The following is a 23888-nucleotide window of genomic DNA, read 5'->3' on the forward strand; positions in this document are numbered from 1 at the left end:
GCAGCATCGGGCCACAATCGGGGCAGACCTCCGAGGAAGGACCCGCCATGGCCTTGCGCTCCACCCTGTCCGTCGCCCTGCTCGCCCTGTGCTGTTCGCCCGCCTTCGCCGCCGATCCGAGCGCGGTCAAGCGCGAGGAAGTCGGCAATCGCGTCAGCGAGAACATCCCCGCGATTCCGGCCGAACTGCTCGACAAGCTCAATCGCTACCAGAACACGCGCGGCGCGGGCCTTGCGGGTTGGACGCGCGAAGGCTGCCTGCTGATCTCCACGCGCTTCGCCGAAACCGCGCAGGTGCATCGCGTGTGCGAGCCGATGGGGATGCGCGAGCAGTTGACCTTCTATCCGGAGCCCGTTAGCGGCGTCGCCGCTTCGCCGTCGAAGGCGCAGGTCAACGGCTTTATCTTCGGCAAGGACAAGGGCGGCGACGAGTTCTCGCAGCTGTACTGGTTCGACTTCGGCACCCGCGATGTCTCGCTGCTCACCGACGGCAAGCGCTCGCAGAACGGCGGCGCGCTGTTCTCGCCCGACGGCAAGTGGATGGCGTACGCGGGCACGGGCCGCAACGGCACCGACCGCGACATCTATGTGCGCAATGTCGCCACGGGTGAAACGAAACCGGTCGTGACGCAAGGCGGCAGCTGGGGCGCGACGGACTTCTCGCCCGACGGCAAGCGCCTGCTCGTGTCGCGCTATGTTTCGGCGGCCGAATCGTATCCGGGCGTCGTCGACCTGGATTCCGGCAAGCTCGAAATGTTCCCCGTCGATGGCGGCAAGGCGGCGTTCGGCGGCTTCGCCTTCGCGGCCGATGGTCGCAGCGTGTACTACGTCTCCGACGAACCGATCGACGGCAAGCCGCAGGAATTCCAGACGCTGCGCTTCCACGACCCGGCGGCCAACAAGTTCGAAGTGCTCACCGCGAGCATCCCGTGGGATGTCGACGGCTTCACCTTGTCCGAAGACGACAAGCGCCTTGCCTATGTCACCAACGAAGACGGCATCAGCAAGTTACACGCCATCGAGTTGCCTTCCCATACGCCCATCGCACTGCCCGACTTGCCGATCGGCGTGATCGGTGGCTTCGAGTTTTCGCCCGATGGCAAGCGCCTGGCGGTGACGCTCAACAGCGCGACTTCGCCGAGCGACACGTACGTCATCGATCTGGCCGCACGCAAACTCGATCGCTGGACGCGCAGCGAAGTCGGCGGATTGGATGCGTCGAAATTCGTCGCGCCCACGTTGGTCCGATACACAACGTTCGATCAAGTCGAAGGCAAGCCGCGCACGATTCCGGCGTTCTATTACCGCCCGGCGAACGTGCCGAAGGGCAAGAAGCTTCCGGTCATCATCAACATCCATGGCGGACCGGAAGGCCAGTCGCTGCCCACCTTCAGCCCGACCGCGCAGTTCCTCGCGAACGAACTCGGTGTCGCGATGCTCGTGCCCAACGTGCGGGGTTCGACGGGGTACGGCAAGACCTACCTGTCGCTCGACAACGCGGAGAAGCGCGAGGATTCGGTCAAGGACATCGGCGCCCTGCTCGACTGGATCGACAAGCAACCCGAACTCGATGCCTCGCGCATCGGTGTTTATGGCGGCAGCTACGGCGGCTACATGGTGCTGGCTTCGCTGATGCATTACAGCGATCGCATCCGCGCGGGCGTCGACATCGTCGGCATCTCCGACTTCACCACGTTCCTGACGAACACCGAAAGCTACCGCCGCGACTTGCGCCGCGCCGAATACGGCGACGAACGCACGCCGCAGATGCAGGAAGTCTTCGCCCGCATTTCGCCGGCGCGCCATTCCGATCGCATCGCCTCGCGCCTGTTCGTCGCGCAGGGCAAGAACGACCCGCGCGTGCCCTACACCGAAGCCGAGCAGATCGTGAAAGCCGTGCGCAACAACGGAAAGCCGGTGTGGTACCTGCTGTTCAACGACGAAGGCCATGGCTTCCAGAAGAAGGCGAACGCCGATTACTTCGGCGCCGCGACGATGCTGTTCTGGCAGCAGAACCTGATCGGCGAATGACCCGCACCTGGCGAAGCGGCCGCAAAGCCGCTTCGCCGGTTCAGTAGAACTACTGCCTCCCCGCTTCACGAATTGCGGAAGCGCGCGCGGGCGCGCGCGCAGGACACTCGCCCGGTCCCCGCGGAGAATGGCCATGGCCAAGGCAAAGGCGAAGTCGAACGACAAACCCAACATTTTGGTGATCTGGGGCGACGACATCGGAACGTGGAATGTCGGCGCTTACACGCACGGAATGATGGGCCGCACGCCCAACATCGACAGCATCGCGCGCGACGGGATGCTGTTCACCGACCACTACGGTCAGCCGAGCTGTACCGCCGGCCGCGCGGCCTTCATCATGGGCCAGATGCCCATCCGCACCGGCATGACGACCATCGGCATTCCCGGCTCCAAACGCGGCATCCAGGCCAGCGATCCCACGTTGGCCGAAGTCCTCAAGTCGCAGGGCTACGTCACCGCACAGTTCGGCAAGAACCACCTCGGCGACCGCAACGAATTCCTGCCGACGATGCACGGGTTCGACGAGTGGTTCGGCAACCTCTACCACCTCAATGCCGAAGAGGAGCCCGAGGAACTCGACTATCCGGGCCAGAAGAACCCCGAATACCTGAAGACCTACGGTCCGCGTGGCGTGCTCCACGCGTGGGCGACGGACAAGGACGACAAGACCACCGATCCCAAGTTCGGCAGGGTCGGCAAGCAGAAGATCGAGGACACCGGCAAGCTGACGCGCAAGCGCATGGAGACCTTCGACAAGGAAGTGGTCGACGAGACGCTCGCCTGGCTCGACCGCGCCGCCAAGAGCGGCAAGCCCTTCTTCTGCTGGTTCAATTCGACTGCCTGCCACATCTGGTCGCACTCGCCGAAGAAATACATCCAGATGGCGGTCGACGAAGGGCGCGCGGAAGAAGACGTTTATCGCGCGAAGATGCTCGAGCACGACGAACACGTCGGCATGCTGCTCAAGAAGCTCAAGGCCCTGGGTGTCGACGACAACACGATCGTCATGTACAGCACCGACAACGGCAACGAACTGATGATGTGGCCCGACGGCGGCTACGCGCCGTATCGCGGCGAGAAAGGCACGACCTGGGAAGGCGGCGTACGCGTGCCCTGCCTGATGAAGTGGCCGGGTCGCATTCCGGCGGGAAGCGTATCCAACGGCGTGCAGAACCACGAAGATGTCTTCGCCACGCTCGCCGCCGCGGCCGGATTGCCGGACCTGAAGGAGAAACTCCTGAAGGGCTACACGATGAACGGCACCAAGTACAAGGTGCACCTGGACGGCTACAACAACCTCGACCACTGGACCGGCAAGTCCGAGAAGTCCGCGCGCATCGAGATCTTCTATTACGACGAGACCGACTTGATGGCGGTGCGCGTCGGCAACTGGAAGATGCACATCGGCGTGAAGCCCACGGGCAGCTGGTTCGATCCGAAGGCGTATCCAAGCGTCCCGTACCTGTTCAATCTGCGCATGGATCCGATGGAAAAGATGGATCCGCATTCGCACGAGTGGGGCTATATCGGTCGCAAGTTCCTGGGCGCGAAATTGTGGGCACCCACCGCCGCCGGCCCGTTCATCGCCGCGCACCTGAAGAGCCTGATGGACTTCCCGCCCTCGCAGGGTGCCGACACGCTCAGCCTGAAGAAGGCGTTGGAAGCAGCGCAGCGCAAGATGGAACAGCCGCACGCGAGCAGCAACTGATCGCGCCCATCAATGCGTTGGATACAGCAGCGTCAACGTGGCCCGGACACCCCAGTCCGGGCCGCCTTCCGGCGTTTCGAAGAAATACCGCGCGCCGATCTGCCAACTCAACATCTGTGAGCCGGCTTTCGTGACCTGGCTGTAGCCGACGTTGAACGGCACGGTCCACTGTTCGTGCTTCCAGTCGTAGCTGGATTCGAAGTTCACCGACACCGTGCGTCCCTGGCCGAGCGCCTTCGACAGGAAAGGCTGCAGGAACGTGGAACTGATGTCCTGGCGATCGTCTTCGCCGGCGACCGACCAGATGTGGTTCACGAGCGCGCCGTAGGACCAACCGCGATCCTGTTTCAGCACGACCGCCGTGGGCCCCAGACCCCACTTCTCCGTGCCGAGCAAATCGTCGGTCGCGGTCGGAATCAGGAACGCGGGTCCTACACCGATGACCCAACCGCTGGCCGTGGGCTTCTTCGGCGTGAAGAACAAACTCTGCGTGATGTCGCCGAGGCCGAACTCGTCGCCTGACCCTGGTGGCACATCATCCTGGTACACGACCGGCAGGATCGTGCGCGAGATCATGTTCCAGTTCTCGGAGATCGTGATCGGAACGACGGGCTGGATGTTGACGTACGTGCGGCTGCCGCCATCGGCGTAACCGTCGTCGTAGTTGAACTGGAACGGCACGCTGATCAAATCGGCGACCGGATTCGACAACTTCTTCGCCAATTCATCCGCGTCCTGGCCGTGCGCCACGAAGGGCACGGCCAGGAGCAAACAACAGGCGAGCCGCAGGATCACGACGACCCCTGGACTTCGGTCATTTTCTGCATCGCCTGGTCGATCGTGAAGGTTCCCGGCAACTGCGCCGGCGGGAACTCCTTGAACGTGCCCATGAACTGCGCCGCGGCCGCCGATGCGCCGTAGACGAAGAACGCATGGTGGAGCATCCAGTCCCAGTACGTGTTGGACGTCACGTCGGCGCGCTCGTAGGGATCGGTGCGCAGGTTGAAGATCTTCGGTACGCGCAAGGTGGTGAACGGCTCGGCCCACACCTGCATGGTGCCTTTGCAACGCTGCTCGATGAACACGATCTTGTAATTCTTCCAGCGGATTCCGAGCACGTCGCCGTCGTCGCTGAAGTAGAAGAACCAATTGCGCGGGCCTTCCTTCGTCTCGCCCGTCAGGTACGGCAGGAAGTTGAACCCGTCGATGTGGTTCTTGTACTTGCGTCCGTTGACCGTCGCGCCCTTCTTCAGGCGATCCATGCACGTGGTGTCGCCCGCCGCGGCGAGCAGCGTCGGCAACCAATCGTGGTGCTGGATGACTTCGTTCGACACCACGCCCGCAGGAATGTGCCCCGGCCAGCGGATCATTTCGGGAATGCGGAACGCGCCTTCCCAGTTGGTGTTCTTCTCGCTGCGGAACGGGGTCATGCCCCCATCCGGCCAGCTGTTCATGTGCGGCCCGTTGTCGGTCGAGTAGATCACGATGGTGTCGTCGGCCAGCCCGAGATCGTCGAGCAATTCCAGCATCTGCCCCACGTTGCGGTCGTGGTCGATCATCGTGTCGTGGTACGGCGACTGGTCTTCGCCCGCCTGGCCCAGGCTCTTCTTCTTGGTGTGCGTGATGAAGTGCATGTGCGTGGTGTTGAGCCACACGAAGAACGGCTTGCCCGCCTTGTCGGCGCGCTTGATGAAGTCCGACGCCGCCGCGACGAATTCGTCGTCGCAGGTTTCCATGCGCTTGCGCGTCAGCGGCCCGGTGTCTTCGATCTTCTGCTTGCCCACGCGGCCCCAGCGCGGGTGCGTGGTCTTGTCGTCCTTGTCGCTCGCGTAGCAATGCAGCACGCCGCGCGGGCCGAACTGTTCGCGATAACGGGGATCCTTCGGATACCCGTCCATCTCCGGCTCTTCCTCGGCGTTGAGGTGGTAGAGGTTGCCGAAGAATTCATCGAAGCCGTGCAAGGTCGGCAGATGCTTGTTGAGATCGCCGAGGTGGTTCTTTCCGAATTGCCCGGTCGTGTAGCCCTGGTCCTTCAGCAGCGACGCGATGGTGACGATGTTCTCCATCATCCCCTGCGGCGCCGCGGGGATGCCGACCTTCGACAAGCCCGTGCGATGCACGCTCTGTCCTGTGATGAACGACGAACGCCCCGCGGTGCAGCTCTGCTCGCCGTAGGAATCGGTGAAGCGAATGCCTTCGGCGGCGATGCGATCGATGTTGGGCGTCTGGTAGCCCATCAACCCGTGCGTGTAGCAGCTCAGGTTGGCGATGCCGATGTCGTCGCCCCAGATGACCAGGATGTTCGGCCTCTTGCCGCCTCCGCCTCCACCCTTCTTCGCCTTGGGTGGTGGCGCTGTCTTCGACTTGGTCTTGGCCATGCGCGGAACTCCGATCGTGGGTACGACCATGATCGGGAACACGGCTGCGGCGCAGCTACGCAATAACTACCGGGTCCGCGTCAGTATTTCTACTGCACCGCTCTCTAACGCGGATCGTTGCAGAATGCGCGTTCACGCCCCGGAGCCCCCCATGACCACCAAAGCCTACGGCGCTCGCGCCGCCGACCTGCCGCTCGAGTCGATGGACATCACGCGCCGCACACCGGGGCCGCGCGACGTGCAGATCGAGATCCGGTATTGCGGCGTGTGCCATTCGGATTTGCACACCGTGCGTTCGGAATGGGGTGGCACCAAATACCCCTGCGTGCCCGGGCACGAAATCGTCGGCCAGGTCTCTGCCATCGGCGAGAAGGTCACGCGCTTCAAGGTGGGCGAAACCGTCGGCGTCGGCTGCCTGGTGGGCAGTTGTCGCGAGTGCCCGTCCTGCAAGGCGGGCCTGGAGCAGTACTGCGAGGTCGGTTTCGTCGGCACTTACAACGGGCCGACCGACGATCCGCCGGGCCACACGCTCGGCGGTTACACGCAGCGCATCGTGGTGGACGAGTACTTCGTGCTGAAGATCCGCCATCCCGAGGAACAACTGGCCGCGGTCGCACCGCTGTTGTGCGCGGGCATCACCACCTACTCGCCGCTGCGACACTGGAAAGTCGGCCCCGGGCAGAAGGTCGGCATCGTCGGCATCGGCGGGCTCGGCCACATGGGCATCAAGCTCGCGCACGCGATGGGCGCGCACGTCGTCGCGTTCACCACGTCGGAGAGCAAGCGACAGGATGCGCACGACCTGGGCGCCGATGAGGTCGTGATTTCCCGCGACCCCGCGCAGATGCAGGCGCATGCGCGCAGTTTCGATTTCATCCTCGACACCGTGGCCGCGAGCCACGACCTCGATGCCCTGACGACGCTGCTCAAACGCGACGGCACGCTGTGCCTGGTCGGCGTTCCGGAGTTGCCGCATCCAAGCCCCAACGTCGCGGTGCTCGTGTTCGGCCGCCGTTCGATCGCCGGCTCGCTCATCGGTGGCCTGCCCGAAACGCAGGAGATGCTCGATTTCTGCGCCGAGCACGGCATCGTCAGCGACATCGAGATGATCCCCATCCAGGACATCGATCGCGCGTACGAGCGCATGGTGCGCAGCGACGTCAAATATCGCTTCGTCATCGATTCGCAGACCCTGCGTTGACGCGGGCGTCACGTACGTGAATTCGTGGACGTGAGGCCGTGCCGCTTGCGCGACCTCAAATCCTGCTGAGCCGCGTTTCCTTTCGACAGTGGTCGAAGGAGCACCGGTATGGATCGCACGCCCGTAAATCTGTTGTGGACCGGCGGATGGGATTCCACGTTCCAGTTGCTGCGCCTGTTGCTCGTGCACGGCGTGGAAGTCGAACCGATCTACCTGATCGACCACACGCGCGGCTCGCTGGACGTGGAGCGGAAAACGATGGACCGCATCCGCGCGACGCTCGCCACCGAGTATCCACAGACGGTGACGCTGCTGAAGCCAACGCGCTTTTTCGACGTCGCCGACATCGCGCCCGATACGGAGATCGAACACGCTTACCACCGCATCCTGCGCGGCCTCGGCATCGGCTCGCAGTACGACTGGCTCGCCCGCTTCCTGAAGCAGAACGACCTGCGCGGCGTGGAGATCGGCGCGGAGTTCACCCACCACGGCGCGAGCGAACTGCTGATCGGGCGCACGGTGCCGATGACCGCGAAACAGGGCTACGCCACGCACCGCCTCTCGCCTGAAGCGATGGACTCGGATGTCGGCGTGCTGTTCGGGCGGCTCACCTTCCCGCTCGCGCTGATCGACAAGCATTCGATGAAGAAGGAAGCCGACCTCCGCGGATGGATCCCGCTGCTCGCGATGACCTGGTTCTGCCACAAGCCCCTCGCCGGTGAACCGTGCGGCATGTGCAATCCGTGCCAGGGCGTGGTGTCGGATGGCTTCGGCTGGCGCATTCCGGCGAGCCGGCGCGCACTGGGCCAGGTGCATCGCGCGACCATCGGGCCGATGAAGAAAACGGCGAAGCGCATCGTGCAGAAGTTCCGCGGCGCGTATCTCACGCCGCAGGCCACGGGCCACTCCAGCCACTCCACCCACTCCAGCCACTGACGACAAACCGCTCGTCGGAACGTTCAACCGGATGGTTGACAGTCTGATGGTGCGCGCGGATATTCAACCGCATGGTTGAACAACATTCGCTCGATGCCGTTTTCCACGCCCTCGCCGACGGCACGCGCCGCGCGATGCTCGAACGCCTCTCGCAGGGGCCGCACAGCGTCGGCGACCTTGCCGCGCCGTTCGACATGTCGCTCGCGGCCGCGTCCAAGCACATCCAGGTCCTCGAACGCGCGGGCCTGGTGCGCCGCGAGATCGAGGGCCGCTCGCACAAGTGTTCGCTCGAAGCCGCGCCGATGCACGCGGGCGCCGAGTGGCTGCGCCATTACGAACGCTTCTGGAACCAGCGCCTCGATGCGTTGGAACGTCTGCTCAGGCAGGACTCGAAGAAAAGGAAACGCAAATGAATTCCCCCTACGCCGTTCCCCTGTCCACCGACACCGTGCGCATCGAACGCACCCTCCCCGGCCCCATCGATCGCGTGTGGCGCTACCTCGTGGAATCCGACCTGCGCGCGAAGTGGTTGGCCTCGGGCGACATCGAGCCGCGCGTCGGCGGCCGCGTCGACCATGTGTGGCGCAACAACGCACTGACGGAAAACGACGACCCCGCGCCGCAGAAGTACGCGAACATCGCCGACGAAGCGCGCATGCAGGGCCGCGTCACCGTGTTCGATCCGCACCGCGCGCTCGCCTACACCTGGGGCGAAGACGCGGCGGCGTCGTCGGAAGTCACGTACGAACTCACGCCGAAAGGCGACGAGGTGCACCTGGTCCTGACGCATCGTCGGCTCTCGCCTGCGCAGATGACGAGCGTCGCCGCAGGCTGGCACACGCACCTGGACATCCTGCGCGCGCGCCTCGACGACGTCGCCCCGGAAGGCTTCTGGCGCCAGCACACGCGCCTGGAGCGCGAGTACGTGCAGCGCCTGAGCATGTGACGCGGCGCGACCTCAGCGCAGCGATTCGAACATCGCGTTGAGGTCGTCGTACGGCATCGCGCGATCGAACGGGCGCGTGACGTCTCCTTCCAGGAACGCACGCGCCGCCTGCAGGCCCGCGGCGAACGCATGCTGGAACAGACCGATGCCCGCGCTCACGCGACGCACGCCGGCGCGCTGCAACTGATCCAGCGGCGGCAGGCCGGGAACGGTCATCACGTTCAGCGGCAGCGCCGTCGCCGATGCGACAGCCTCGATGTCAGGCAACGCGCTGAGGCCCGGGACGAAGACGCCGCTCGCGCCCACCTTCGCGAATTGCGCCAGGCGTTCGTTCGTCATCGCGACCGCGGCCTCGCCGCTCGCCATGCCGCGCAGGTACACATCGGTCCGCGCATTGATGAACAAGGGCGTTTCGCCCAGCGATGCGCGGATGGCTTCGATCTTCGCGACCAGCAGGTCGGCGGGCTTGCCGGCGTCCTCGAGATTGATGCCGACCACGCCAAGCTCGACAAGCTCGCGCACGAGCACCGCGACTTGCTGCGGATCGTCGCTGTAGCCGTCTTCAAGATCGACGCTCACCGGCACGCGCGCCACGCGCAGGATTTCGCGCACTTTCCCCAGCAGCGCATCGTGCTCGAGCGCGCCGCCGTCGGCATAACCGCAGGCCCATGCGAGCGCGGCACTGCTCGTGCCGATGGCCGGCGCGCCGGCGTGTTGCCACAACGCGGTGCTGGCCGCGTCCCAGGCGTTGGCGACGAGCAGCGGCTTGTCGGCGTGGTGCAAGGCAAGGAATCGGGCATGCATGGCGTGCAGTCCTCGTGGGGGAGTGTCTGGAAGCTTCAGCCGAACAGATCGGCAGGCGTTGAATCTTGCGGCAACGCGCCTTCCAGTGCGAGCAAAAAGCGCTTGGTCGGCAGCCCGCCGCCGAAGCCGGTGAGGCTGCCATCTGCGCCGATGACGCGATGGCATGGCAACACGATGGGGATCGGATTGCGGCCGTTCGCCGCGCCCACGGCACGCACGGCGCTCGGTTTACCGATGCGCGCGGCCAGTTGCGCGTAGCTGATCGTCTCGCCATACGGAATCGTGGCGAGCGCGTGCCAGACGGTGCGCTGGAAGTCGGTGCCCTCGGGCGCAAGCGGCAGGTCGAACAGGTGCCGCGTTCCCGCGAAGTAATCGTCGAGTTGCGTCGCGATCGCATCGAGCAAGGGATGTCCGCCTTCGCGCCAACGTGCGTCGCGTGCGACCGCATGTCGCGGGGCGTGGAATTCGAGCGCATGGACGCCCGCATCCGAAGCCGCGATCGCAAGCGGGCCCACCGGGCTTTCGAGGATGCGATGGAAGATCACCGCGCTCATGCGGCGGCGTTCCACAGATGCAGCACCGCGTACGCGCGCCACGGGCGCCAGGCTTCGGCGTGTTCGCGCAAGGCGCGTGCCGTCAGGCGCGTGCCGTCGACGGGCAAGGTTTTCTGCAACACGAGATCCTCCGCGGGGAATGCATCGGGATGCGACAAGGCACGCAGTGCAATGTAGTGCGCCGTCCATGGACCGATGCCGGGCAACGCAGTCCAACGTTCGACGAAGGTGTCGAGCGTGCGCTCGGGCGCGAAATCCACGGTGCCGTCGAGCAACGCGCGCGCAACGGTTCGAATGGTGGCGGCGCGCGCCTTCGTCAACCCGACGTTGGTCAGGTCCGCATCGGCCAGCGTTTCGGGCGTGGGGAACAGGTGCTCGAGATCCCCCATCGCAACGGGCGTTCCGAACATGCGCGCGACGCGCGACGCAACGGTCCGCGCAGCGGCGACACTCACCTGCTGCCCGATGATCGCGCGAACCGCGATTTCGAAACCGTCCCATCCGCTCGGCAGGCGCAAGCCCGGGCGACGTTGTACCAATGGCCGCAAACGACGATCGACCGACAACGCCGACGCGATCGCGCGTGGATCGGCATCCAGGTCGAACATGCGCCGTACGCGCTGCACGACGGACTGCAGTTGCATCGGCGCGATGCCGTGCACTTCCAGTTTGAGCGCCGCCTCGTTGGGCCACGCGGAGACGCGCAGCCATCCGGGCGCTGCGTCCTGCGACGCGGGCGCGACCACGCGCCGATAACACGTGTCGTCGACGACTTCGACACCGGGCAGCGCGCGCCCGTGCAGGAATCGCAGCATCGTCGCGAAGTCGTACGGCGGCCGATACCCAAGCCGCAGCACCAGAGCTTCGCCACGCGACGGCGCGGGCCGCTTGCGCAACTCGCGCGGCGCCATGCGGTAGGCGTCCTTGAACGTCGTATTGAACCGACGCAGGCTGCCGAAACCCGCGGCCATCGCGATGTCGGTGATCGACAGGTCGGTTTCCGTAAGCAGTTGCTTGGCGAACAACAGGCGGCGCGTACCATGCACGTCGCTCGGCGTCGCGCCCAGGCGTTCGACGAACAGGCGACGCAACTGCCGCTCGCCGAGGTTCACGCGTTCGGCCAACACCGAGACCGGTGCTTCGGACAGCAAGCCTTCGTTGATCAGCTTGATCGCGCGCGCGACGGCCGCATCGCCTTGTCGCCACGCACCGTCGCCCGGCGACAACTCCGGCCGGCAACGCAGGCACGGGCGGAAGCCCGCCGCTTCGGCGGCCGCGGCGTTGGGGTAGTACACGACGTTCTTCGCTTTCGGCGTCGGCGCCGGACACACCGGGCGGCAATAAATGCGCGTGCTCGTGACCGCGGTGAAGAACAAGCCGTCGAAGCGCAAATCGCGACTCGCGCGCGCCTGCTCGCAAACCTGGTGCGAGGGGAGCGATGTGGCTTCGGGCAGCGGCGCGAACTGGTTCATGCCCGCAGGCTAGCACCCGCCGCGGTCGCCGACTCGCCGGATTCGGACACCGACGTCGGCGGCCCGGGTACGCGGCGGCGGCGCGAATTTCGACACGCAGCCGCATCCGCACCCGGCGCTCCCGGGCGCGCCACCGATTGCGTCCGACGTCGAACCTTCCCCCTCTCACGTTGGCCCATTCGCCAGCGGGGACCGATTAAGTTGAAACGCATATGGACAACAGCATTCGCAGACGCATCTTCATGGGCATCGTGTCGTGGCTTTCGGCCACGCCGTGCTTCGCGCAATCCACGGGGCCCGCGCCGGTGGAACTCGACACCATCACCGTCGTGGGCCGCGAGGAGAATCTCGTCGGCACCGCAACCTCGGCCTCCGAGGGCACGCTGTCGCATGACGAAATCGAACGTCGCCCTCGCCTGCGTCCCGGCGATCTTGCCGAATACGTGCCGGGCGTGGCCGCGACGCAGCACTCCGGCTCGGGCAAGGCGAACCAGTATTTCCTGCGCGGGTTCAACCTCGATCACGGCACCGATTTCGCGCAGACCGTCGACGGCATGCCGGTGAACCTGCGCTCGCACGGGCATGGCCAGGGCTATGCCGACCTCAACTTCCTCATCCCCGAACTCGTCGACGGGCTGACCTACCGCAAGGGGCCTTACGCTGCGGAGGTCGGAGACTTCTCGTCGGCGGGTTCGGTGGACTATCGCCTGGTCGATGCGATGGCGACGGGCTTCGCGCAATTCGAACTCGGAAGCGACCAATACGCGCGGATCGTGGGTGCAGCGAGCCACGCGATCGGCGCGACGACGCTCACCTGGGGCGTGGAAGCGCAAGGCTACGACGGCCCCTGGCGCGACATCGACGAAGACGTGCACAAGCGCAACGTGTTCCTTCGATTGACCGCGCCCGTCGGACGCGGACAAGGCTCGCTGACGGCGATGGGTTACGACAATCGCTGGAACTCGCCGGACCAGATCCCGCAGCGCGCGGTGACCGAAGGCCGGATCGATCGACTCGGCTCCCTCGATACGACGCTCGGCGGCGACTCGTCACGCTATTCGCTTTCCGGCGCGTGGAATGGCGACGCGTTCGGCGGCACCTTCGACGCGAACGCTTACGCGATCCGCTATCGCCTGTCGGTGTGGTCCAACTTCACTTATTTCCTCGACGATCCGGCGAACGGCGATCAGTTCCGCCAGTTCGATGCGCGCACGCTCACCGGCTTCGGCCTGCGCCAGACCTGGCAGGGCGCGACCTGGCGCGTACGCGCAGGCATGGACGGACGACGCGACGACATCGGGCAAGTGGGGCTCGAACGCACGCAGGCACGCGCCTTCGTCGCACCGATTCGCGACGATCGCGTCGACGAACGCAGCCTCGCGGCCTGGATGGATGCGCAGTATTCGCTGACCCAGGCGGTGCGCGTGCAACTCGGCGGCCGCTACGACCGTTACACCTTCGATGTCGATGCGCTGCAGCCGGAGAATAGCGGGCGAACCGAAGCCGGCATCGCCTCTTTCAAGGGTGAGCTCGCGTGGCGCATCGCAGAACCGGCCGAGCTGTATCTCAACTGGGGTCAAGGGTTCCATTCCAACGATGCACGGGGCACGACGATCCGCGTGGACCCGGTGACAGGCGAGCCTGCTGATCGCGTCACGCCGCTGGTGCGTTCGCGGGGCAGCGAACTTGGTCTGCGCGTGGCGCAGGAAGGACGCTGGCAAACGACGCTCGCGCTGTGGCAACTCGACCTCGCGAGCGAACTGCTGTTCGTCGGCGATGCCGGCACCACCGAAGCCAGCCGGCCGAGCAAACGCCACGGGATCGAGTTCGGCGCGTACTGGTTCGCCGATCCGCGTGCGCGGCTGGAACTCGAACTTGCGTATACGCAATCGCGATTCACCGACGCCGATCCCGCGGGCGATCGCATTCCCGGCGCGGTGCCGTGGATCGCTTCCGCGGCGTGGTCGTCGGAATGGGCGCGCGGCTGGCATTCCTCGGCGCGCGTGCGTTACGTCGGCGATGCGCCGCTGATCGAAGACAACCGCGTGCGGAGCGGGAGTTCGACGATGGTGAACCTCGCGATCGGCAAGCGCTGGCAGCGCTGGAGCTTCGAACTCGACGTGCTGAACGCGCTGGATTCGGACGACCACGACATCGATTACTACTACGCCTCGCGCCTGCCGGGTGAGCCGGACGAAGGCGTCGAAGACCTCCACTTCCATGCGTTCGAGCCGCGGTCGTTGCGGTTGCGCGCGACGTTCGCGTTCTGATCGGCCGACGAGCGCGGCCGCGACTGGCGGCATCACGCAGCTATAGCGGCGGCGACTCCAGCACCATGTAGACATCGGCGCGCGCGTAATGCGAGCCCGGTCGCGGCGCGGGCCGATGTCGGAAACCGACGCTTTCATACAGGGCGAGCGCGGGTGCGAGCTTGCTGCTCGATTCCAGGAACAGCTCGCGCCCGTCGATGTCGCGATACGTCTTCAGCGCGGCTTCCATCAGCAGGCGTCCGATGCCCTGTCCCTGCGAGCCGGGATCGACGGCCATCTTCGTCAGCTCGTAAACGCCCTCGCCTTCGTGCTTGAGCGCCACGGTGCCGATCGCGCGATCGTCGGCGTCGACCGCGAACAGCACGCGCCCGCCCTTGGCGAGGATGTGCGTCTCCGGGTCGGACAGCACGACGCGGTCGATGTCCTCGACCACGAAGAAGCGTTCGAGCCAGTCGATGTTGAGGCGCGCGAAGTCGGCGCGCCAACGGGGGTCGTAGTCGGCAATGCGGATCATCCCGCCATTTTAGCGGAGCTCCCGGCTTCAGCGCTTCTGGTACGGGTGGAAGATGAAATCCTGCTTGGCCACCTTCAGATGGCAGGCGTGCCCGCAATCGGATTTGCTCGCCGCGTCGGCGGAGAACGTGTCGGCCTTCGCGTCGTAGTTGAACAACGCGTAGCCCCAACCGCCGCTGTCCGGGAAGCGCTTGGCGTCCTTCTCGATCAGGAAGGCCTGGGTGAAGACATCGGGCACGTCTACGACGAAGGGGGCGGTCTCGCTCTTCTTCGGCTTCCATTGCAGCTTGGCGATCTTCGATCCGTCGGGGAATGGCTTGCCGTTGCCCGGGATGCCGGACTTGTAGGCCTTGATCATCGTCGGGTTGGCGACGATCACCTTGAGCACCTCATCGGTACGCGCGGACGAGACAACGGCCCAGTCTTCATAGCCCTTGAAATCGGCGAACGCGATGCCGCTGGGCGACTTCAGTGCGTACTTGTCGCCCTTGGCCTGCGCATACAGGCCGGTGCCGCAGAGAATGGCGCTCACTCCGGCGACGATGACGAACGTGAATCGGTTGTTTCGCTTCATGGTGGTGCCTCCGTGCAGACGATCACACCAGAGGCTCTGTGTGGATTCGATTGGACTTTGGTATCAGCCCCTCATCCGCCGAGCAGGCTCTGCAGGCGCGCCGCATCCTCGATCGCATGCGAATGGGCGGTGTTGTCGAAGATGCACCAGGCGGGTCGACGCGGCCGCGCGATGGCGCGCAGGGCGCGCGCAATTTCCGCCAAGCGCGCGTCCTCGTACGCGCTGTAGTACATGACGGGCGCGCCATGCAGTCGAAAGTACGACCATCGCCCTGCGCCGCCGGGCGCGCCCGCGCCTTCCGGCACGGGTGGATCCGCCGAGACGCGCGCCACGACATGACGCTCCCAGAGCGCATCGACGCGTGGCTCGAACCAGCTCGAATGCCGCGGTTCGCACGCGATCGGAACATCGAACGCGGCGCGCAACTGCCGAAAAAACGTCCCCGCCACGCGCGCATCGAACGCCAACGATGGCGGCAGTTGCACGAGTACGCCGCCGAGCTTCGCGCCCAGTCCCGCGGTCTCCTGCGCGAACGCGCGGATCGCCGACCCGCTGCCGACCAGTCTCGCGTCGTGGGTGATCGCCTTGGGCAACTTCACGGAGAAGCGGAACGCGCGCGGCACCGCTTCCGCCCACCGCACGTAAGTGTCGGGACGATGCCGTCGATAGAATGTCGAGTTCACTTCGACGACGGAGAAGCGTGTCGCGTAGCGGGCCAGCGCGGAGTGACCGTCGCCGAACAACGCTGCGTGTCGCGTGGCGATCGACCATCCCGCGCATCCGATGCGGATCACCGGAGAGTCGCCATGTCGCGCATCCATCGCGGGAAGACTGCGGGATCCTAGCAGCGGGGCAAAGACCAACCTTCGCCCCACCTTGACGTGGCGCCCCATCGGATCGCCGACGCGGCGCCTTCAGCCTCCTGAAAACCCGTAGATTTACTTGCGGGACGCCGGTACACCTACCGATGCCTGCCGCCGCGTTCTCCGCCAACCTCCCGTGGGTCCGCCCGTTCGGAGTCGTCGTCATGCGTGCGCTTAAAGTGGCCGCTTGCTGTGCACTGGTGCTCATCGCCGGCTGCGACCGACCTTCCGATCGTGCAACGGTTGTGTCGCCCAGGGCCGCGTCGACGCAAGGTCGCGTGATCAATCCCGCGATGGTGAATCGAAGCAACGTGCAACGCCGCGCGACCGAAGCGGCGATCTGGGGCATGCCCGCGGTCAACTACGACCTCATGCGCCAGGAAATGCTGACCAAGACCCCCGGCAAGGAAAACCAGGTGATCTATTGGGGCAAGCCGCTCGACTGGCACAACCAGACGCTCACGCCCAACCCCGACACGATGTACTTCATGGCGTTCTTCAACACGAAGGATGTCGGACCGGTCGTGCTGGAGTTTCCGCCGGCGGGCGATGCAGGTTCGCTCAACGCGAACATCGTCAACACCTGGCAAGTGCCGCTCGAAGACGCCGGCGCACTCGGCGTCGACAAGGGAGCCGGTGCGAAGTTCGTGCTGTTGCCGCCCGGCTACGAAGGCGCGGTGCCCGCCGGCTACACGCCGCTGCGACCGGGCACGTACGGCGGTTATGCGCTGATCCGATCGAAGCTGGACAGTCACTCCGCCGAGGATGTCGCCAGGTCCGTGGCTTACGGCAAGCAGGTGAAGGTGTATCCGTTGTCGCAGGCCGCGAATCCACCGGACACGGTGTTCAGTGACGTGCAATCAGTGGATTTCGATTCCACGATCCGCTACGACGCCAGCTTCTTCGACAACCTCGATCGCATCGTGCAAGCCGAACCCTGGCTCGATCGCGACCGTGTGATGATCGATTCGCTGCGCACGCTGGGCATCGAGAAAGGCAAACCGTTCGCACCGGATGCGGCGACGAAGGAAGCGCTGACGGCCGGCATTCGCGAGGCGCAGCAGGAACTGGAAGCGCGGTACGACGCCGGGTTTCCGCCATTTTACGAAGGCACGCACTGGACACTGCCCGCGATACCGGAGCTGATCAGCGCCGCGCAGGGCGGTTTCAGCGACCCTGACCACTACCCCGTCGACGCGCGCGGCGTGGGCTACACCTACGCCTTCATCGCCCTCAAGCGCCTGGGCGCGGGCCAGTTCTACATGATCGCGATCAAGGACAAGGACGGGCACGACTTCGATGGGTCAAAGACGTATCGACTGCACGTGCCCGCGAATGTCCCCGTCGATCAGTATTGGTCGGTGACGGCGTACGACCGTCAAACGCACGCGTTGATCAAGAACATGGCGCGCGCCAGCCGTGCGTCGAATGCGTCGGATGTCGTGAAGAATCCCGACGGATCGGTCGACATCTACTTCGGCCCGACGGCGCCCGCGGGCAAGGACGCCAACTGGGTGCCGACCGATCCGGCGCGCAAGTTCGAACTGATGTTCCGCGCCTACGGGCCGACGAAGGCGTTCTTCGACAAACAGTGGCGATTGAACGACGTGGAGGTCGTTCCCGGTTAGGAGAGGCCGCCCTCGATCGCGCGGCCTTCGGCACGCCACGCATCGAAGCCGCCCGCGAGCGGACGCACCTTGTGGAATCCGCGTGCCCGCAACGCGTGCGCGAGCACCGCGGCGGAGATTTCGTTGGGGCAGTCGCAATAGACGATGACTTCCCCTTGCGGCGAAGGGTGCGCTTCGTCCGGCGTGCGCACGAGCATCGCGCCGGGAATCCAGCCGGTGTTCTCGCGCTGCGTCGCATCGCGCACATCGAGGATCAAGGGCGAACTGCCCGACGCGATCAATGCATCCAGTTCGGCGGGTGAAATGCGTGCCATGCGCAGCGCACGCAGGAAGCGACGGCGGCGCCACCACTTCCACGCGATGAAGGCCGCGATCAGGCCGAGCAGCACCGGCACCGCGAGATGCCCGAGGTTTTCGAGCGCGAGCAGCACATCTTCGACCGCATCTTCGAACACGATCCCGAGCACGACGGCACCGCCGGCCCACAAGGCCGCGCCGATCGCGTCGTAGAACAGGAAGGTGCGCGTCTTCGTGCCCGTCTGTCCCGCGAGCGTCGTGGCGACCGCGGCGAAACCCGGCACGAACTTCGCGACGATCAGCGAAGCGGGACCCCAGCGCCCATACACGCCGCGCGTGCGCATCACGCATGAGTCCGGCGAAAGCGACAACTTGCACATCAGGCGCACGAGCGTGTTGCCGAAACGCCGTCCGCCGAGGAACCACGCCCAGTCGGCGAGCACGGCCGCGAGCGTGGCGACCAGGAAAATCGCGAACGTGGATTCGTCGTTGTGGATCGCGACCGCGGTGGTCACGATGATCAGCGGATACGCGGGCACGGGAATGCCGCCCTGGTCGAGCAGGACCGAGGCGAACACGACCAGCAACCCCCAGGTCGCGATGAGGTGGAGCATCACTTCCATCGCTGCGTTTCCTCGAAGCGCATCGCGCCGGCGCCGGGCATGGACCCGACACCGGCCACGAGCTTATCCATCACGCAGCCGCCACTTCCACTTCGATGTCGCCGCGCGTGGCGCGCGAGTACGGGCAGGTCTGGTGCGCGATCTCGACCATCTTCTGCTTCGTGGCCTCGTCGATGCCCGGCAGGTTGACGGTGAGCTTGGCGGCCAACTGGTACTGGCCTTCCTTCGTCGTGCCGAGCGTGACCGCGGCATCGACCGAGGTGTCCTTCGGCAGGCGCACGTTGAGCGACTGCGCGGCGAAACCGAGCGCGCCGATGAAGCACGCAGACCAGCCGGCGGCGAACATCTGCTCCGGATTCGTGCCCGGCTTGCCGGAACCGGGCGTGCTGAAGGCGACTTCGAGCTGGCCGTCGTCGGACTTGGCGGAGCCTTCGTGACGGCCGCCGACGGTGTGGGTGTGGGCGGTGTACAGCGTCTTTTCGAGGGGAAGGGTCATGACTGCGTTACCTCATTGGTGGGGGGAAACCATAGTGTCGCGGACATTCGGTTACGCAGCGACCAGATCGTCGGCGACGCGCAGCAACCGCCGCACGTAACCTTCGACATCCTGCGAACCGCTGAAGAGCAAGCGGCCATTGGCCAGGTAACTGGGGACGCCGTTCAAGCCGAGGTCGCGGATCGCGACCGCTCGTCGGGGGATGTCGGCGCGATACGGGATCGAACGTTGGACCGCGCCCCGCCCCATGCCGACCTGCGTGGCGATGCGTTCCAGCACCGCGTCTTCGCCGATGTCGCCGCCGTTCGCGAAGTAATCGACGAACAACGCATCGACCAGGCGTTCCTGCAGCGCCGAACCGCCTTCGATGTGCGCCGAACGGATGAGCGCATGCGCGGCCACGGTGTTGGGCGTGCGATGTTGCAGCGAGTAGTCGAAATGCGCACCGATGCGGCGGCCCGCGTCGGCGGCGCGCGCATCCATCTCCAGCGCGACATCCCATCCGAATCGTGCGGACCGGAACGCCTTCCGATCCATGCCTTCGAGGGGCATGGACGGATTGAGCAGGTACGGCAGCCATTCGACCTCGACATCGAGGCCCTGTGCGGCAAGACGCTCGCGCGCGAGATCCAGGCTGCGCTTGCCGATGTAGCACCACGGGCAGATCACGTCGATGACGACCTGCAACTGCAGCGTGCGGCGGGGCTGGAATTCCATTGCGCTCACTTCGGACGCTCGGCGTAGTTGCCGGTGTAGTCGGCCAGGCGGCGTTCGACGTCGCCCTCTTCCTGCAGGCCCAGGCCCATCAGGTCCTTGATGCGTCGCTGCGCCTGCGGGCGCCCGGCGGAGGTGACGAAGCTGTTCCACTCCGCGCCGATGTCCGCGTCCGACGGCAGCGTCGATTTGTTGACCATGCCCTTGATGTCGATGATGGCCTGCTTGTCGAAGCTCGCGATGCGGCGCGCGAGCTTGTCGACGAACGCGTCGAGCTCGTCGTCCTGCAGGGAGCGATTGACGTAGCCGTACTTCTGGGCGAGCTCACCGTCGATGTCGTCGCCGCTCAGCAATACTTCGAGCGCGCGTCCGCGGCCCATCAAGCGCGGCAGGCGCGAGATCGGGCCACCGCCCGGCACCAGTCCCGCGCCGACTTCCCACTGCGACAGCACGGCCTTCTGCAGGCTCGCGAAGCGCATGTCGCTGGCGAGCGCCAGCTCGCTGCCCACGCCCGAGGCGCGGCCGCGGATCGAGACGATCGAAACCACAGGCGCTCGGCTCAGCCGCACGAGGATGTCCGGCAGCGGTGCCAGGCCCGTGGGCCCGGGCGCCATGCTGGTCGTCTGGCTCAGCGGCGCTTCGAAGTCGTAATGCGTGAGGAAGAAGTTGGGCACCGCGCTGTCGAACACGACGACCTTGACCTTCGGATCGACTTCGAGCGCGCTGACGATCGCATTCAACTGCGGGATCGACTCGGGCCCGAAGATGTTGAACGGCGGGTTGTCGATGGTGACGCGCCAGTATTCGGGCGTGACGTGCGTGATGCGGAATTGCGGCTTGGTTGCCTGCTGGGGCGCGGGCGCCCGCGTGGTTTCGGCAGCGGCCGCAGAACCGGCGAACAGCATTCCGGCGGCGAGCAGGCCGGCGGCGATGGCGCGTTGCGGATTCATGAGGGGGGCCTTCGGGTGTCGACGTCTTGTCGCGACGGGACATCCAATCTATGGGCATACGACCCCGCAGAGAATCCACGACTTCAGGGAGACACAATTCCACCCAGCGGACGAATCACACGCGCAGGCGTGCGAACGCGGCGCGCAACCTCGGCAGTGCGAAGTCCACGAATGCGCGCACCTTTGGAACGGACAGTCGCCCCTGCGGCGACACCAGGTGCACGGGAATCGGTTTGGGCTCCGCATCGGGCAGCACGATGCGCAATGCATCGGCTTCGAGCAGCGCGGCGGCGTGGTACGACAGCACGCGGCCGATGCCATGCCCATCGACCACCGAGCCCAGGGCCGCATGGATGCTGTTCACCACCATGCGCGGCGCGAAGGACACCGAACGCGGCAAGGATGCGGCATCCACCGCCGGGAAGCTCCACGAATCCAGGCCCATGTGGTCGGTGGTGATGATCGCGTGGCGCGCGAGGTCGCCGATGTCGTTGATGCGCGGATGCGTGGCGAGGTAGCGCGGCGATGCGATGAGGATGCGGCGCACTTCCCCGACGGGTTTGGCGATGAGCGTCGAGTCGGCCAGGTGGGTGATGCGCAGCGCGACGTCGATGCCCTCGTCGATGAGGTTCACCGGCCGCTCGAGCAGCTGCATGCGCACGTGCACGGTCGGGTATTCGTCGATGAAGGCGTCGACGATGGGTCGCAGGATTTCGATGCCCGTATACAGCGTCGAGGTGATCGTGAGCGTGCCGCGCGGCACGGAGCGCTCGCCGGCGGCGTCGCGGTCGGCCTGTTCGAGTTCGGCGATCACCCGGCGCGATGCCGCGGCGTAACGTTCGCCGGCCTCGCTCAGCTTGATCGAGCGCGTCGTGCGATGCAGCAGCGGCACGCCGACGTGCGCTTCGAGCGAGGCGATGGCGCGGCTCACCGCGGCCGGCGAACGCCCGGTGCGTCGGCTTGCGCCCGCAAGGCTGCCTTCGTCCAGTGCAGCGACGAAGATCTTCATGGCCTCCAGGCGGTCCATCGCGTGCTCAGGCCGCTGCCAGCCGCGCGTTGCGACGGATCACCTGCGGCGGCTGGCCGAAGGCGCGCAGGAACGCGCGGCGCATGCGCTCGGGATCCGCGAACCCGGTTTCGGCCGCCACTTCGTCCATCGTGATGCGGCTTTGCTCGACCATCATGCGGGCGGCTTCGACGCGCAGTTGTTCGACGGCCTTGGCGGGCGACTGCCCGGTTTCCGAACGAAATGCACGACTGAATTGCCGCGGGCTCAGGTGCGCGGCTTCCGCGAGTTCTTCGACCGTCAGCGCCGAACGCAGGTGTTGTCGCGCATACGCCAACGCGCCCTGGATGCGATCGGTCTTCGCATCCAGGTCCAGCAACGCCGAGTGTTGCGATTGCCCGCCCGCACGACGGTGATGCACGACGAGCGATCGTGCGACCGCGCGCGAGAGCTCCGCGCCGAAATCCTTCTCGATCATGCCCAGTGCGAGATCCACGCCCGCGCTCATGCCGGCCGAGGTCCACACGTGGCCGTCGATGATGAAGATGCGGTCTTCCTCCAGGTGCACGTCGGGGAATTGCGCCTGCAGGTCCTTCGCCCAGCGCCAGTGCGTGGTGACGCGCCGGCCGTCGAGCAAGCCCGCTTCGCCCAGCAGGAACGCGCCGGTGCACACCGACGCGATGCGTCGGCTCGTCGTCCCATGGCGTTTCAACTGGCGGATCAGGCCGGGCGAACTCGGCTTGGGTCGCAGCAAACCGGTGACGATCAACGTATCGACGCGCTGCCGCGACAAGGCCCTGGTGTCGACCGACACGCCGAAGGAATTCACCAACGGCCCACCGTTTTCGGACAGCAGGCGGATCTCGTACAGCGGCTCGCGCGCCACGGTGTTGGCGAGTTCGAAGGCCGACACCGGCGCCAGACCCATGATCTGGAAGCCGGGCGGCAAGGCGAATCCGATGGTGATCACGGCATTTCCTGGCGATGGCACGAATCGAGGTATATACGACATTTCGGCCACATGCAAGCCGGCCTAGGATGCGCTCCGTCCCCGGCACCCCGCCGCACATCGGAACTCCGCACCATGAATACCTCCCTCCACCGTGGTACCGCGCTCATCACCGGCGCATCGTCGGGCATCGGCGCGGTCTATGCCGATCGCCTCGCCCGTTCGGGTTACGACCTGATCCTCGTCGCACGCCGCGCCGACAAGCTGCGCGCACTCGCCGAAGACCTCACCAATCGCACGGGTCGCTCCGTCGAAACGCTGGCCGCCGACCTCACCGACCCGGCCGGCGTCGCGAAAGTCGAAGCCGTGCTGAAGCACGACGCGAGCATCACGATGCTGGTGAACAACGCCGGCATCGGTGCGACCGCGCCGCTGCTGCAGTCCGACATCGGCGCGATGGAGCGCTTGATTGCGCTGAACGTCAACGTCGTCACCCGACTGGCGTATGCGGTCGCTCCGGCGTTCGTCGCGCGCGGCGACGGCACGATCGTCAACATCGCCTCGGTAGTCGCCATCGCACCGGAACTGCTCAACGGCGTGTACGGCGGCAGCAAGGCCTACGTGCTTGCGTTCACGCAGTCGCTGCACCACGAACTGTCCGACAAGGGCGTGCGCGTGCAGGCCGTGCTGCCCGGCGCCACCAAGACGGACTTCTGGGAAATCTCCGGCAAGCCCGTCGACGAACTGCCGCAAGAGATCGTGATGTCCGCGACCGACATGGTCGACGCCTCGCTCAAGGGCCTGGAACTGGGCGAAGTCGTGACGATCCCCGCGGTGCCTGCCGGTGAATTCAACGCGTGGGAAAGCGCGCGCAAGGCGATCGCGCCGAAGTTGTCGTCGACCACGCCGGCCGCGCGCTACGCGGTCGCAGCGAAGTAAGGCATCGCAACGGTGCGCCGTCCCGGCGCACCGGAGC

The 23888-nt window shown here is 65.7% G+C and carries 23 protein-coding genes; 9 read left to right on the forward strand and 14 right to left on the reverse strand.

The annotated features are described in order from the left end of the window. Window positions 1–47 precede the first annotated feature (47 nt). Entirely contained in the window at window positions 48–2030 is a 1983-nt protein-coding gene (locus tag GN331_RS13550; protein WP_156642768.1) for a S9 family peptidase, read from the forward strand. A gap of 133 nt (window positions 2031–2163) precedes the next feature. Beyond that, entirely contained in the window at window positions 2164–3738 is a 1575-nt protein-coding gene (locus GN331_RS13555) for an arylsulfatase (protein ID WP_197427136.1), read from the forward strand. 9 nt (window positions 3739–3747) lie between these two features. Here GN331_RS13555 and GN331_RS13560 read toward each other — a convergent pair whose 3' ends face one another. Then, window positions 3748–4533: a transporter gene (locus GN331_RS13560; protein WP_331713491.1), complete on the reverse strand. Its 786-nt coding sequence runs from the start codon at window positions 4531–4533 to the stop codon at window positions 3748–3750. After that, complete coding sequence (locus GN331_RS13565; RefSeq protein ID WP_156642770.1) at window positions 4530–6116, reverse strand: arylsulfatase; 1587 nt, start codon at window positions 6114–6116, stop codon at window positions 4530–4532. The genes GN331_RS13560 and GN331_RS13565 overlap by 4 nt, the downstream gene beginning before the upstream one ends. Window positions 6117–6267: 151 nt before the next feature. Here GN331_RS13565 and GN331_RS13570 point away from each other — a divergent pair, with 151 nt between their 5' ends. The 4 genes from GN331_RS13570 (at window position 6268) to GN331_RS13585 (ending at window position 9199) form a co-directional block, all read left to right on the forward strand. Next, window positions 6268–7317 (forward strand): NAD(P)-dependent alcohol dehydrogenase, encoded by a 1050-nt coding sequence (locus GN331_RS13570; RefSeq protein WP_156642771.1) that lies wholly within the window; start codon window positions 6268–6270, stop codon window positions 7315–7317. Between the two features lie 108 nt (window positions 7318–7425). Further along, window positions 7426–8253 carry a hypothetical protein gene (locus tag GN331_RS13575; protein ID WP_156642772.1) on the forward strand — a complete coding sequence of 276 codons (828 nt, stop codon included), beginning with the start codon at window positions 7426–7428 and terminating at the stop codon, window positions 8251–8253. 71 nt (window positions 8254–8324) lie between these two features. After that, window positions 8325–8666, forward strand: a complete 342-nt coding sequence (locus GN331_RS13580; RefSeq protein ID WP_156642773.1) for an ArsR/SmtB family transcription factor — start codon at window positions 8325–8327, stop codon at window positions 8664–8666. Further along, the gene (locus GN331_RS13585; RefSeq protein WP_156642774.1) at window positions 8663–9199 is read left to right on the forward strand and encodes an SRPBCC family protein; all 537 of its coding nucleotides are present in this window, start codon (window positions 8663–8665) and stop codon (window positions 9197–9199) included. Before GN331_RS13580 ends, GN331_RS13585 begins: the two co-directional genes overlap by 4 nt. Before the next feature lie 12 nt (window positions 9200–9211). Here GN331_RS13585 and GN331_RS13590 read toward each other — a convergent pair whose 3' ends face one another. From GN331_RS13590 to GN331_RS13600, 3 genes are read right to left on the reverse strand one after another with little or no spacing between them, the layout of a single operon-like run. Continuing rightward, window positions 9212–10003, reverse strand: a complete 792-nt coding sequence (locus GN331_RS13590) for an isocitrate lyase/PEP mutase family protein (RefSeq protein WP_156642775.1) — start codon at window positions 10001–10003, stop codon at window positions 9212–9214. Between the two features lie 35 nt (window positions 10004–10038). Then, complete coding sequence (locus GN331_RS13595; RefSeq protein ID WP_156642776.1) at window positions 10039–10557, reverse strand: methylated-DNA--[protein]-cysteine S-methyltransferase; 519 nt, start codon at window positions 10555–10557, stop codon at window positions 10039–10041. Then, window positions 10554–12029 (reverse strand): DNA-3-methyladenine glycosylase 2 family protein, encoded by a 1476-nt coding sequence (locus GN331_RS13600; RefSeq protein WP_231734500.1) that lies wholly within the window; start codon window positions 12027–12029, stop codon window positions 10554–10556. The genes GN331_RS13595 and GN331_RS13600 overlap by 4 nt, the downstream gene beginning before the upstream one ends. 212 nt (window positions 12030–12241) lie before the next feature. On the opposite strand from GN331_RS13600, the gene GN331_RS13605 reads away from it, so the two are divergent. Beyond that, window positions 12242–14299 (forward strand): TonB-dependent receptor, encoded by a 2058-nt coding sequence (locus GN331_RS13605; RefSeq protein WP_197427137.1) that lies wholly within the window; start codon window positions 12242–12244, stop codon window positions 14297–14299. Between the two features lie 40 nt (window positions 14300–14339). Here the strand turns inward: GN331_RS13605 and GN331_RS13610 are convergent, their stop codons facing one another. The 3 genes from GN331_RS13610 to GN331_RS13620 form a co-directional block, all read right to left on the reverse strand. Beyond that, window positions 14340–14813 carry a GNAT family N-acetyltransferase gene (locus GN331_RS13610; protein WP_156642777.1) on the reverse strand — a complete coding sequence of 158 codons (474 nt, stop codon included), beginning with the start codon at window positions 14811–14813 and terminating at the stop codon, window positions 14340–14342. 27 nt (window positions 14814–14840) lie between these two features. Further along, the gene (locus tag GN331_RS13615; protein ID WP_156642778.1) at window positions 14841–15386 is read right to left on the reverse strand and encodes a cytochrome P460 family protein; all 546 of its coding nucleotides are present in this window, start codon (window positions 15384–15386) and stop codon (window positions 14841–14843) included. A gap of 71 nt (window positions 15387–15457) precedes the next feature. Next, window positions 15458–16207 (reverse strand): DUF72 domain-containing protein, encoded by a 750-nt coding sequence (locus GN331_RS13620; protein ID WP_156642779.1) that lies wholly within the window; start codon window positions 16205–16207, stop codon window positions 15458–15460. A gap of 287 nt (window positions 16208–16494) precedes the next feature. Between GN331_RS13620 and GN331_RS13625 the strand changes: the two genes are divergently transcribed. Then, window positions 16495–17877, forward strand: a complete 1383-nt coding sequence (locus tag GN331_RS13625) for a DUF1254 domain-containing protein (protein ID WP_197427138.1) — start codon at window positions 16495–16497, stop codon at window positions 17875–17877. Here the strand turns inward: GN331_RS13625 and GN331_RS13630 are convergent. The 6 genes from GN331_RS13630 to GN331_RS13655 form a co-directional block, all read right to left on the reverse strand. Next, window positions 17874–18797, reverse strand: coding sequence for a DedA family protein/thiosulfate sulfurtransferase GlpE (locus GN331_RS13630; RefSeq protein WP_156642780.1), 924 nt, complete (start codon window positions 18795–18797; stop codon window positions 17874–17876). The genes GN331_RS13625 and GN331_RS13630 overlap by 4 nt on opposite strands. A 70-nt stretch (window positions 18798–18867) precedes the next feature. After that, complete coding sequence (locus tag GN331_RS13635; protein WP_156642781.1) at window positions 18868–19293, reverse strand: organic hydroperoxide resistance protein; 426 nt, start codon at window positions 19291–19293, stop codon at window positions 18868–18870. Window positions 19294–19344: 51 nt separating this feature from the next. Continuing rightward, window positions 19345–20010 (reverse strand): DsbA family oxidoreductase, encoded by a 666-nt coding sequence (locus GN331_RS13640; RefSeq protein ID WP_156642782.1) that lies wholly within the window; start codon window positions 20008–20010, stop codon window positions 19345–19347. Between the two features lie 5 nt (window positions 20011–20015). Next, on the reverse strand, window positions 20016–20957 hold the full coding sequence (locus tag GN331_RS13645) for an enoyl-CoA hydratase/isomerase family protein (protein ID WP_156642783.1): 942 nt from the start codon (window positions 20955–20957) through the stop codon (window positions 20016–20018). 115 nt (window positions 20958–21072) lie between these two features. Then, on the reverse strand, window positions 21073–21966 hold the full coding sequence (locus GN331_RS13650; RefSeq protein ID WP_231734501.1) for a LysR family transcriptional regulator: 894 nt from the start codon (window positions 21964–21966) through the stop codon (window positions 21073–21075). A 25-nt stretch (window positions 21967–21991) separates the two neighbouring features. Continuing rightward, complete coding sequence (locus GN331_RS13655; protein WP_331713492.1) at window positions 21992–22933, reverse strand: GlxA family transcriptional regulator; 942 nt, start codon at window positions 22931–22933, stop codon at window positions 21992–21994. 114 nt (window positions 22934–23047) lie between these two features. On the opposite strand from GN331_RS13655, the gene GN331_RS13660 reads away from it, so the two are divergent. Next, window positions 23048–23851, forward strand: coding sequence for an SDR family NAD(P)-dependent oxidoreductase (locus GN331_RS13660; RefSeq protein ID WP_156642786.1), 804 nt, complete (start codon window positions 23048–23050; stop codon window positions 23849–23851). Window positions 23852–23888: the final 37 nt, after the last annotated feature.

This window comes from Noviluteimonas gilva, assembly GCF_009740395.1.
Taxonomy (GTDB): domain Bacteria; phylum Pseudomonadota; class Gammaproteobacteria; order Xanthomonadales; family Xanthomonadaceae; genus Noviluteimonas; species Noviluteimonas gilva.

Coding starts and splice junctions, on each gene's coding strand:
- GN331_RS13615 (WP_156642778.1), bottom strand. CDS start 15,386: ATGAAGCGAAACAACCGATTCACGTTCGTCATCGTCGCCGGAGTGAGC.
- GN331_RS13600 (WP_231734500.1), bottom strand. CDS start 12,029: ATGAACCAGTTCGCGCCGCTGCCCGAAGCCACATCGCTCCCCTCGCAC.
- GN331_RS13645 (WP_156642783.1), bottom strand. CDS start 20,957: ATGAATCCGCAACGCGCCATCGCCGCCGGCCTGCTCGCCGCCGGAATG.
- GN331_RS13605 (WP_197427137.1), top strand. CDS start 12,242: ATGGACAACAGCATTCGCAGACGCATCTTCATGGGCATCGTGTCGTGG.
- GN331_RS13610 (WP_156642777.1), bottom strand. CDS start 14,813: ATGATCCGCATTGCCGACTACGACCCCCGTTGGCGCGCCGACTTCGCG.
- GN331_RS13640 (WP_156642782.1), bottom strand. CDS start 20,010: ATGGAATTCCAGCCCCGCCGCACGCTGCAGTTGCAGGTCGTCATCGAC.
- GN331_RS13555 (WP_197427136.1), top strand. CDS start 2,164: ATGGCCAAGGCAAAGGCGAAGTCGAACGACAAACCCAACATTTTGGTG.
- GN331_RS13550 (WP_156642768.1), top strand. CDS start 48: ATGGCCTTGCGCTCCACCCTGTCCGTCGCCCTGCTCGCCCTGTGCTGT.
- GN331_RS13570 (WP_156642771.1), top strand. CDS start 6,268: ATGACCACCAAAGCCTACGGCGCTCGCGCCGCCGACCTGCCGCTCGAG.
- GN331_RS13635 (WP_156642781.1), bottom strand. CDS start 19,293: ATGACCCTTCCCCTCGAAAAGACGCTGTACACCGCCCACACCCACACC.
- GN331_RS13565 (WP_156642770.1), bottom strand. CDS start 6,116: ATGGCCAAGACCAAGTCGAAGACAGCGCCACCACCCAAGGCGAAGAAG.
- GN331_RS13595 (WP_156642776.1), bottom strand. CDS start 10,557: ATGAGCGCGGTGATCTTCCATCGCATCCTCGAAAGCCCGGTGGGCCCG.
- GN331_RS13630 (WP_156642780.1), bottom strand. CDS start 18,797: ATGGAAGTGATGCTCCACCTCATCGCGACCTGGGGGTTGCTGGTCGTG.
- GN331_RS13580 (WP_156642773.1), top strand. CDS start 8,325: ATGGTTGAACAACATTCGCTCGATGCCGTTTTCCACGCCCTCGCCGAC.
- GN331_RS13585 (WP_156642774.1), top strand. CDS start 8,663: ATGAATTCCCCCTACGCCGTTCCCCTGTCCACCGACACCGTGCGCATC.
- GN331_RS13575 (WP_156642772.1), top strand. CDS start 7,426: ATGGATCGCACGCCCGTAAATCTGTTGTGGACCGGCGGATGGGATTCC.
- GN331_RS13660 (WP_156642786.1), top strand. CDS start 23,048: ATGAATACCTCCCTCCACCGTGGTACCGCGCTCATCACCGGCGCATCG.
- GN331_RS13650 (WP_231734501.1), bottom strand. CDS start 21,966: ATGAAGATCTTCGTCGCTGCACTGGACGAAGGCAGCCTTGCGGGCGCA.
- GN331_RS13620 (WP_156642779.1), bottom strand. CDS start 16,207: ATGGATGCGCGACATGGCGACTCTCCGGTGATCCGCATCGGATGCGCG.
- GN331_RS13590 (WP_156642775.1), bottom strand. CDS start 10,003: ATGCATGCCCGATTCCTTGCCTTGCACCACGCCGACAAGCCGCTGCTC.